This is a genomic window from Paenibacillus sp. P2(2022) (assembly GCF_029522175.1).
Lineage (GTDB): Bacteria > Bacillota > Bacilli > Paenibacillales > Paenibacillaceae > Paenibacillus > Paenibacillus polymyxa.
Genome location: NZ_JAKWFI010000036.1, coordinates 1 through 621, shown reverse-complemented (window position 1 = coordinate 621; position 621 = coordinate 1). Strand labels below are relative to the sequence as shown.

At 53.1% G+C, this 621-nt stretch carries 1 rRNA gene; it reads right to left on the bottom strand.

Annotation, left to right across the window (positions count from 1 at the left end):
- Nucleotides 1–621, bottom strand: a 23S ribosomal RNA gene (locus MMB75_RS26040); the annotation flags it as partial.

Sequence of the window (621 nt, the reverse complement as noted above, 5' to 3'; positions counted from 1 at the left end):
CCTTAACGAGAGTTCTTCCGCGCGCCTTAGAATTCTCTTCTCGCCTACCTGTGTCGGTTTGCGGTACGGGCACCTTCTCCTGGCTAGAGGCTTTTCTTGGCAGTCTGAGATCATGACCTTCGCTACTATAATTTTCGCTCCCCATCACAGCCCAGCCTTACGATGTGCGGATTTGCCTACACATCAGCCTCACTGCTTAGACGGACATCCATCAGTCCGCGTCACTACCCTACTGCGTCACCCCATCGCTCATAGCGGATTACGGTGGTACAGGAATTTCTACCTGTTGTCCTTCGACTACGCCTATCGGCCTCGCCTTAGGTCCCGACTTACCCTGAGCGGACGAACCTTCCTCAGGAACCCTTAGGCTTTCGGCGGATCTGATTCTCACAGATCTTTTCGTTACTCATACCGGCATTCTCACTTGAATGCAGTCCAGCGCTCCTTCCGGTACACCTTCAACCCGCATTCAACGCTCCCCTACCCCTGATGCAAAGCATCAAGCCATAGCTTCGGTGGTGTGTTTAGCCCCGTTACATTTTCGGCGCAGAGTCACTCGACCAGTGAGCTATTACGCACTCTTTCAATGGTGGCTGCTTCTAAGCCAACATCCTGGTTGTC